Genomic DNA, 8679 nt, shown 5'->3' with positions numbered 1-8679 from the left:
GCTCCCCCACCCGGCCGCCCACAGAGTATGCTTGATGGGCGGCCGGGTGGGGGAGCGGGCCGGCACCGCCAAACGCGCCGCGGCGCGTTTCCAAACAACCTCTGAGCCCGGACGATGAGCGTCCTGCCGATCCCGTCCCGGTCGGATCGCCAGCGCTGGGCCGCGCCCGGCAGCCGGCACGACCGGCTGATCGGCCTGCTCAACACCGGGCTGCCGGTGGGGATCGGCGTGCTCGCCGCCTTCCTCGTCATGGCGCCGCTCACCGCCGGCAACGAAGTCTCGTTCGTGCTCGACAAGAACAAGGTCGAGGTGGCGAAGGAGCGGATGAAGCTGCAGTCCGCCACCTATCGCGGCCAGGACGACAAGGGACAGGCGTTCGCGCTCAACGCCGGATCGGCGGTGCAGCAGAGCAGCAGCGTGCCGATCGTCCAGATCAACGGCATGGCCGCCGACCTCCAGCTGCAGGACGGACCGGCGACGCTGCGCGCCAACCAGGGCCGCTACGACCTCAACACCGAACAGATGAAGGTCGACGGCCCGATCGCCTTCCGTGGCCCCAACGGCTATCGCCTCGACACCCGCGACGCGACGATCGACCTCAAGGCGAAGACGATGAAGAGCGATGGCGCGGTCACCGGCACCGTGCCGCAGGGCAATTTCAGCGCCAACATGCTCAGCGCCGATCTCGACGGGCGCACCGTGCGATTGAGCGGCAATGCCCGCTTGCGGATCGTGCCCCGAGGGGCGAGATAGCGGGCATGCGCGCCCTTCCCGTCCCGATCGCCCCGTTCGCCACGCTGGCGCTGCTCGCCGCCGCCCCACTGGCGGCGCAGACCGCGCACAATTCGAACGCGCCGATCGATTTCGGTGCCGACCATATCGAATTGCAGGACAAGGCGAATCGCGCGGTGCTGTCGGGCGGAGTGTCGGTGAAGCAGGCGGAAATGACGCTCAACGCCGCACGGATGACGGTGACCTACACGGGCCAGGTCGTCGGCGGCAATCCGCAGGTCTCGCGGCTCGACGCCAGCGGCGGCGTCACCGTCCGCCGGCCGGACCAGACCGCCAAGAGCCAATATGCGATCTACGACCTCAACCGCCGCGTCATCACGATGCTCGGCGCGGTGACGCTGACGCAGGGCGGCAACACCGTCAACGGCGGCCGGCTGACGATCAACCTCGACACCGGCCGCGCGGTGATCGACGGATCGTCGGTACGTGGATCGAGCGGCGCGACCGGCACCACCACCGCTGCCCCCGGCGGCCGCGTCACCGGCACCTTCTCCGTCCCCAAGCGCGACTGACGGCATAGTTACGAACCGTCATGCCAGCGCACGCTGGCATCTCGTGCGGCAAGCGCAGCCCGCGCCAGCGCAAGACCCCAGCCTGCGCTGGGGTGACGACCTTTGGCAGCGCCACAGTATCGCTTCATCCAAACAGCCGCATCGCTTCACCGAAACAGGGGCTTCCCTCCCGCCCCCGCGCGCGCCATGACGCACGGGCATGCACGAAGCCTGCCAAGGTTTCGCTAACCCTTTGCTGCGAAGGCATGAGCTGATGGACGCCGCCGTTTCCGACCTGCAGACCGCCGAAGCGATCCACGAAGCGCCGGTCAATCGCGGGCTGCAGGCGATCTCGATCGCCAAGTCCTACGACAAGCGCGTCGTCCTCACCGACGTGTCGGTCTCGGTCGACCGCGGCGAGGTCGTCGGGCTGCTCGGCCCCAACGGCGCCGGCAAGACGACCTGCTTCTATTCGGTGATGGGCCTCGTGAAGCCCGATTCGGGCCGGATCATGCTCGACGGCGAGGATATCACCAAGCTGCCGATGTACCGCCGCGCGATCCTGGGCCTCGGCTACCTGCCGCAGGAAACCAGCATCTTTCGCGGTCTGTCGATCGAGAAGAACATCGGCGCCGTCCTCGAACTCTCCGAACCCGATGCGGCGAAACGCCCCGCCAAGCTCGACAAATTGCTCGACGAATTCGGCCTCACCCGGCTGCGCGCGTCGCCGGCGATGGCGCTGTCAGGCGGCGAGCGCCGCCGCGCCGAGATCGCCCGCGCGCTCGCCGCCGAACCGTCGATCATGCTGCTCGACGAACCCTTCGCCGGCATCGACCCCATCTCGATCGCCGACATCCGCGATCTGGTGAAGGACTTGAAGCGCCGCGACATCGGCGTGCTCATCACCGACCACAACGTCCGCGAAACGCTCGACATCGTCGACCGCGCCTACATCATCTACGACGGCCGCGTGCTGTTCGCCGGCTCGCCCGCGGAACTCGTCGCCGACGCCAACGTCCGCCGCCTGTACCTCGGCGAGGGCTTCTCGCTGTAGGGCGATGAGGAAAGACTTCGCCTTCCTCCCCTCTCCCATCGGGAGAGGGGCAAGCCGCAAAGCGGCGCGGGGTGAGGGCAGGCGCGACGCATCGTCCGTATCGACCCTCACCCTCCCGCCGCCTGCGGCGGCTCCTTCCCTCTCCCAAGGGGAGAGGGATTCATGAGCCTCGCCCCGCGCCTCGACATCCGCCAGTCGCAATCGCTGGTGATGACGCCGCAGCTGCAGCAGGCGATCAAGCTGCTCGCGCTATCCAATCTCGAGATCGAGGGCTTCATCGCCGAAGAGGTCGAGAAGAACCCGCTGCTCGAAGCGCAGCAGACCGACGAGGTCGTCCGCCCCGAACGCGTCGAACGCGACGAACCCGCCGGCGCCGACGATCTTCTGACCGGCGCGGCAAAGGCCGACCCGATCGACCAGGATTACGCCACCGAAAGCCACCAGCAGGACAGCGTCGCCGACGGCGGCGGCGGGTTCGACGGCGGTCTCTCGATGACCGGCGGCAGCGGCGGCAGCGGGCAGGGCGGCGAGGACGGCCTCGACTTCGATTCGTTCGCGGCGGGCGACGGCAGCCTCGCCGACCATCTGCTCGCGCAGGCGGGCGCGGTGGTCGACGGGCCCGACTGGTTCATCGCCCAGCACCTGATCGACCAGATCGACGAGGCGGGCTACCTCACCGTGCCGCTGCTCGACATCGCCAACCGCCTCGGCACGTCACTGTCCCGCGTCGAGCACGTCCTCACTCAGATCCAGACGCTCGATCCCACCGGCGTCGGTGCGCGCGACCTCGCCGAATGCATCGCGTTGCAGGCGAAGGAGGCGGACCGCTACGACCCCTGCATGGCGCGGCTGATCGACAATCTCGATCTGCTCGCACGCGGCGACCTGACGCGCCTCAAACGCATGTGCGGCGTCGACGACGAGGATATGGCGGACATGATCCGCGAACTGCGCGGCTACGATCCCAAGCCCGGCTGCCGCTACGGCGGCGAACCCGCACTCGCCGTCACCCCCGACCTGTTCGTGGCAAAGACCAAGGCCGGCTGGGGCATCGAACTCAACGCCGCGACGCTGCCCCGCGTCCTCGTCAACCGCCGCTATTATCACGAACTGAGCCACGGCCCGCAGGACAAGGCGTCCAAGGCATGGCTCTCCGACGCGCTCGCCTCCGCCAACTGGCTCATCAAGGCATTGGACCAGCGCCAGCGCACGATCATCAAGGTCGCGACCGAGATCGTGAAGCAGCAGGAGGCATTCTTCCTGAAAGGCGTCGCGCACCTCAAACCGATGACGCTCGCCAAGGTCGCCGAGGCGATCGAGATGCACGAATCGACCGTCAGCCGCGTCACCAGCAACAAGTATCTGAGCTGCGCGCGCGGCGTCTTCGAACTCAAATATTTCTTCACGAGCGCGATCCAGGCCGCCGACGGCGGCGACGCGGTGTCGGCGGAAGCGGTCAAGAGCGCGATCCGCGCGCTGATCGCAGGCGAAGGCGCCAAGATCCTGTCCGACGACACGCTCGTCGAGCTGCTTCAGGCCAAGGGCTTCGATATCGCCCGCCGCACCGTTGCCAAATACCGCGAGGGCATGGGCATCGGCAGCAGCGTGCAACGCCGCCGCGCGCGGACGCTCGAGGGGGCATGATCGCGCGTCGCACCGTGCTGGCGATGCTCGCCGCCACGGGCCTCATCGGCGCGGGTCGGCCGGCGCCGATGCTGATGGTGATGACCTTCAACGTCCGCCTGCCGCTCGCCTCCGACGGCGCCAACGACTGGCCACATCGGCGCGCGCTGTTCGTGGCGACGGTCGCCGCCGCCGATCCCGACCTGTTCGGCACGCAGGAGCTGTTCCAGCGCCAGGGCGACGACATCGTCCGCGCGCTGCCGCGCTATCGCTGGTTCGGCCGCGATCGCCGCGGCGGCCATGGCGACGAGCATATGGGCCTCTTCTACCGCCCAGACCGGCTGACCTTGCTCGCGCAGGGCGATTTCTGGCTGTCCGACACACCCGAGGTGCCCGGTAGCATCAGCTGGGGCCATCCGTATCCGCGCATGGTGACCTGGGGCCGCTTCCGCACGCGCGACGGCCGCCGCTTCGTCGCGCTCGACACCCACTTCCCCTATCGCGCCGAGGACGACGCCGCGCGCGAAAAGGCCGCGACGCTGATCGCCGCGCGCCTGCCCGCCATCGCCGGCGACGATCCGGTCGTCCTGACCGGCGATTTCAACACGATACCCGAGACGCGCACCCACGCGATCCTCACCGCCACCCTGAGCGATGCGTGGCAAAGCACCGCCGCACGCGAGGGACCGGCGATGACCTTCCACAACTTCACCGGCACGCCCGACCGCCGCATCGACTGGATCCTCACCCGCGGCTTCCGCGTGTCGCATGTGGAGACGGTGACGCGCCACGACGGTGCGCTATACCCGTCGGATCATTTCCCGGTCGTGGCGAGGCTGCGCTTCGACCGCTGACGCGAGCTTACGCGGCAGCGACGCAATTTGGTTCACGCGGAGACGCGGAGACGCGGAGGTGTCTCGCCCGCGGCGCAGCCGCCCTCTCTCACTGACGCTTCACCTTGCCGCACGGTCGATGAGGAAGCGGGCCTGCGGCGCCAGGCGCGACACCTCTGCGTCTCCGCGTGAACCACCCTTTTCCACGACCACGAGCGCCTCAATCGTCCTCGTCCTCGAACCCCACCAGCGCGAGCGCGCGCGCCTTCATCTGCCGCTGCTCGCACCAATGCACCAACGCCTCCTCGCGGCCATGCGTCACCCACACCTCGCGCGGGGCGATCTCGGTCAGCGTATCGGTCAGTTCGTCCCAGTCGGCATGATCGGACAGGATCAACGGCAGCTCGATGTTCTTCTGCACCGCCCGCTGCCGCACCCGCATCCAGCCGCTCGCCATCGCAGTGATCGGATCGGGCAGCCGCCGCGACCAGCGATCGTTCAAAGCCCCCGGCGGGCACATCACGACATGCCCCGCGATGTCCGCCTTCTTCGCATCCGCCACCGGCAGCAGCTCGCCCAATCGCACGCCATGCTCCTGATACAGGTCGCACAGCCGCTGCAACGCACCATGGATATAGATCGGCGCTTCATGCCCCCGATCGCGCAGTTCGGCGATCACCCGCTGCGCCTTGCCGAGCGCATAGGCCCCGACGAGGATACAGCGGTCGGGATTGGCGTGCAGCCGCGCGATCAGCTTGTCGATCTCGTCGCCGGTGTCGGGATGCCGGAACACCGGCAGCGCGAAGGTCGCCTCGGTGACGAAGACATCGCATTTCACCGGCTCGAACGGCGTACAGGTCGGATCGGGCCGCCGCTTATAGTCCCCCGACACGACGACGCGCTCGCCGCGATAGTCGAGCACGATCTGCGCCGACCCCAGCACATGCCCCGCCGGCACGAAGCCCACCTCGACCTCGCCCATCCGGATGCTCTCGCCATAGGCGACCGGAATGCCCGGCTGCTCGCCATAGCGCGCATCCATGATCGCCAGCGTCTCCGGCGTCGCCCACACCGCGCCATGCCCGCCGCGCGCGTGGTCAGCATGCCCGTGCGTCACCAGCGCACGCGGTTCGGGCTCGGACGGGTCGATCCACGCGTCGGCGGGCTTCACGTAGATGCCGTGCGGATGCGGTTCCAGCCAGTCGCCCAATCGTGCCATGCTACCTATATGGTTGGGATGCTGGTCGGTTCCGCCTCACCCTCACCCTTCGCCGCCTGCGGCGGCTCTTCCCTCTCCCAATGGGAGAGGGAGGGAGCGGCACAGCCGCGGAAGGGTGAGGGTGAACCGCGATGACCGCCCTCCCCCAGCCGCTCGCCGATTGGTTCGCCACCCGCGGCTGGCGCCCCCGCCGCCACCAGCTCGACATGCTCCGCGAAGGCCGCGCGGGTCGCCACGCCTTGCTCGTCGCCACCACCGGCGCCGGCAAGACGCTCGCCGGCTTCCTCCCGACCCTCGCCGAGCTGATCCAGGCGCCGACCGAGGGCCTCCACACGCTCTACGTCTCGCCGCTGAAGGCGCTGGCGGTCGATATCCAGCGCAACCTCGTCACCCCGCTGGACGAGATGGGCGTCGACATCCGCGTCGAGACCCGCACCGGCGACACGCCATCGGACCGCAAGGCCCGCCAACGGATCAAGCCGCCGCAGATCCTGCTCACCACGCCCGAATCGCTGTCGCTGCTGCTCAGCTATCCCGACAGTTTCACGATGTTCGAAGGGTTGCGCACGATCGTCGTCGACGAGGTCCACGCCTTCGCCACCGGCAAGCGCGGCGACCTGCTCTCGCTGTGCATGGCGCGGCTCCAGCGGATCAGCCCCGGCCTGCGCCGCGTCGCACTCTCCGCCACGGTCGCCGACAGCGACGGCTACCGCGCCTGGCTCGCCCCCGACGGCGACATCGATCAGGTCGCGATGGTGCAGGGCGAGCCGGGCGCCGACCCCAATATCGCGATCCTCCTCCCCGAAGGCCGCGTCCCCTGGTCGGGCCATTCGGGCCGCTACGCCGCCGAACAGGTGATGGCCGAGATCGAGCTGCACAAGACCTCGATCATCTTCTGCAACACCCGCAGCCTCGCCGAGCTGATCTTCCAGGACCTGTGGAAGGTGAACACGCTCTCCCTCCCGATCGGCGTCCACCACGGCAGCCTCGCACTCGAGGCGCGCCGCAAGGTCGAGGGCGCGATGGCGTCGGGCCGGCTGCGCGCATTGGTTGCCACCGCCAGCCTCGACCTCGGCGTCGACTGGGGGGACGTCGATTGCGTCATCCAGATGGGCGCGCCCAAGGGCTCCAGCCGCCTGCTCCAGCGTATCGGCCGCGCCAACCACCGCCTCGACGAGGCATCGGAGGCGATCCTCGTCCCCGGCAACCGCTTCGAATATCTGGAGGCGCGCGCCGCGCTCGACGCGGTCGAGGCGGGCGAGCTCGACCCCGACCTCTTCCGCCCCGGCGCGCTCGACGTGCTCGCCCAGCACGTCATGGCGATCGCCTGCGCCGCGCCGTTCGACCAGGCGGCGCTGCTCGACGAGGTCCGCTCCGCGCTTCCCTATTCGGCGCTCACCGACGAGACGTTCGAGCGCGTCCTCCATTTCATCAGCGACGGCGGCTACAGCCTGAAAGCGTACGACCGCTTCAAGCGGCTGACCAAGGACCCCGACGGCCTGTGGCGGGTCAGCCACCCCAAATTCGTCGCCCAGCACCGGCTCAACGCCGGCATCATCGTCGAGGCGACGATGCTCAACGTCCGCTTCAAGAACGGCCGCAACCTCGGCCGCGTCGAGGAAGGCTTCGCCGCACAACTGTCGCCGGGTGACACCTTCTTCTTCGCCGGCCTCTCCTGCGAGGTGATGAAGATCGACACCGAGGACCTGATCGTCCGCGCCTCGTCGAAGCCCGCCCGCATCCCGACCTACGGCGGCAGCCGCATGCCGCTGTCGACCAACCTCGCCGACCGGGTGCGTGGCTTCCTCGCCGCGCCCGACCAATGGGCGCGCTTCCCCGACGACGTGCGCGAATGGCTCGAATTCCAGGCCAAGCGCTCCGCCCTCCCCCGCCCCGGCCAGCTGCTCGTCGAGACCTTCCCGCGCGAAGGCCGCCACTACATGGTCGCCTACAGCTTCGAAGGATGGAACGCGCACCAGTCGCTCGGCATGCTCATCACCCGCCGGATGGAGGCGGTGGGACTGAAGCCGCTGGGTTTCGTCTCGAACGACTATGCGCTGGCGGTCTACGGCATCGAGAAGATCACCGACCCCGCCGCCTTGTTCAGCCCCGACATCCTCGAACACGAGTTCGTCGACTGGGTCCAGCAATCGCACCTGTTGAAGCGCGCCTTTCGCGAGGTCGCGGTGATCGGCGGCCTCGTCGAGCGCCAGCACCCCGGCAAGCGCAAGACGGGGCGACAGGTGACCTTCTCGACCGACCTCATCTACGACGTGCTGCGCAAGTACGAGCCGAGCCACCTCCTCCTGCAGGCGGCGTGGGACGATGCCCGCGCCCGCATGACCGACGTCGGGCGGCTGGCGGGCCTGCTCGACCGCGCCGCAGAGACGATGCTCCACGTCGACCTCGACCGGGTGACGCCGCTCGCGGTGCCGGTCCTGACGCTAATCGGGCGCGAGAAGGTCGCGACGGGCAGCGCCGACGACCATCTGCTGATCGAAGCGGAAGCGCTGGCGGCCGAAGCGATGCGGATCGACTGACACCCCCGTCATCAAGTCAGTTGTTGTGTGGTGGGAGGGCATCGCGGATGCGTGCGTTGGCGATGGTGATGATCTTACGCATGAGGGCGGCGATGGCGAGGCGCTTGGGTTTGCCGTTGGCGAGGAG

At 68.6% G+C, this 8679-nt stretch carries 7 protein-coding genes and 1 pseudogene; 6 read left to right on the top strand and 2 right to left on the bottom strand.

Annotation, left to right across the window (positions count from 1 at the left end; translation table 11 throughout):
* The first annotated feature begins 114 nt into the window (after positions 1-114).
* The 5 genes from lptC (at position 115) to M9979_RS17095 (ending at position 4814) form a co-directional block, all read left to right on the top strand.
* The gene (lptC, locus tag M9979_RS17115) at positions 115-753 is read left to right on the top strand and encodes an LPS export ABC transporter periplasmic protein LptC (RefSeq protein ID WP_254290708.1); all 639 of its coding nucleotides are present in this window, start codon (positions 115-117) and stop codon (positions 751-753) included.
* A gap of 5 nt (positions 754-758) precedes the next feature.
* Positions 759-1304, top strand: a complete 546-nt coding sequence (locus M9979_RS17110) for an LptA/OstA family protein (RefSeq protein WP_254290707.1) — start codon at positions 759-761, stop codon at positions 1302-1304.
* A gap of 253 nt (positions 1305-1557) precedes the next feature.
* A complete protein-coding gene (gene lptB, locus M9979_RS17105; protein ID WP_254290706.1) occupies positions 1558-2337 on the top strand; it encodes an LPS export ABC transporter ATP-binding protein in 780 nt (259 codons plus the stop codon).
* Positions 2338-2499: 162 nt separating this feature from the next.
* Positions 2500-3981, top strand: a complete 1482-nt coding sequence (gene rpoN / locus M9979_RS17100) for an RNA polymerase factor sigma-54 (protein WP_254290705.1) — start codon at positions 2500-2502, stop codon at positions 3979-3981.
* Entirely contained in the window at positions 3978-4814 is an 837-nt protein-coding gene (locus tag M9979_RS17095) for an endonuclease/exonuclease/phosphatase family protein (RefSeq protein ID WP_254290704.1), read from the top strand. Before rpoN ends, M9979_RS17095 begins: the two co-directional genes overlap by 4 nt.
* Before the next feature lie 199 nt (positions 4815-5013).
* On the opposite strand, the gene M9979_RS17090 is transcribed toward M9979_RS17095, so the two are convergent.
* Positions 5014-6012 carry a ligase-associated DNA damage response exonuclease gene (locus M9979_RS17090; RefSeq protein ID WP_254290703.1) on the bottom strand — a complete coding sequence of 333 codons (999 nt, stop codon included), beginning with the start codon at positions 6010-6012 and terminating at the stop codon, positions 5014-5016.
* A 131-nt stretch (positions 6013-6143) separates the two neighbouring features.
* On the opposite strand from M9979_RS17090, the gene M9979_RS17085 reads away from it, so the two are divergent.
* Complete coding sequence (locus M9979_RS17085) at positions 6144-8552, top strand: ligase-associated DNA damage response DEXH box helicase (protein ID WP_254290702.1); 2409 nt, start codon at positions 6144-6146, stop codon at positions 8550-8552.
* A gap of 16 nt (positions 8553-8568) precedes the next feature.
* On the opposite strand, the pseudogene M9979_RS17080 reads toward M9979_RS17085, so the two are convergent.
* Positions 8569-8679: pseudogene (locus M9979_RS17080) on the bottom strand (IS110 family transposase); the annotation flags it as partial.

The sequence above is a fragment of the Sphingomonas liriopis genome (genome assembly GCF_024211255.1).
GTDB lineage: Bacteria > Pseudomonadota > Alphaproteobacteria > Sphingomonadales > Sphingomonadaceae > Sphingomonas > Sphingomonas liriopis.
The sequence above is the reverse complement of the archived record's forward strand: the minus strand, read 5'-3'. Positions and strand labels throughout refer to the sequence as shown.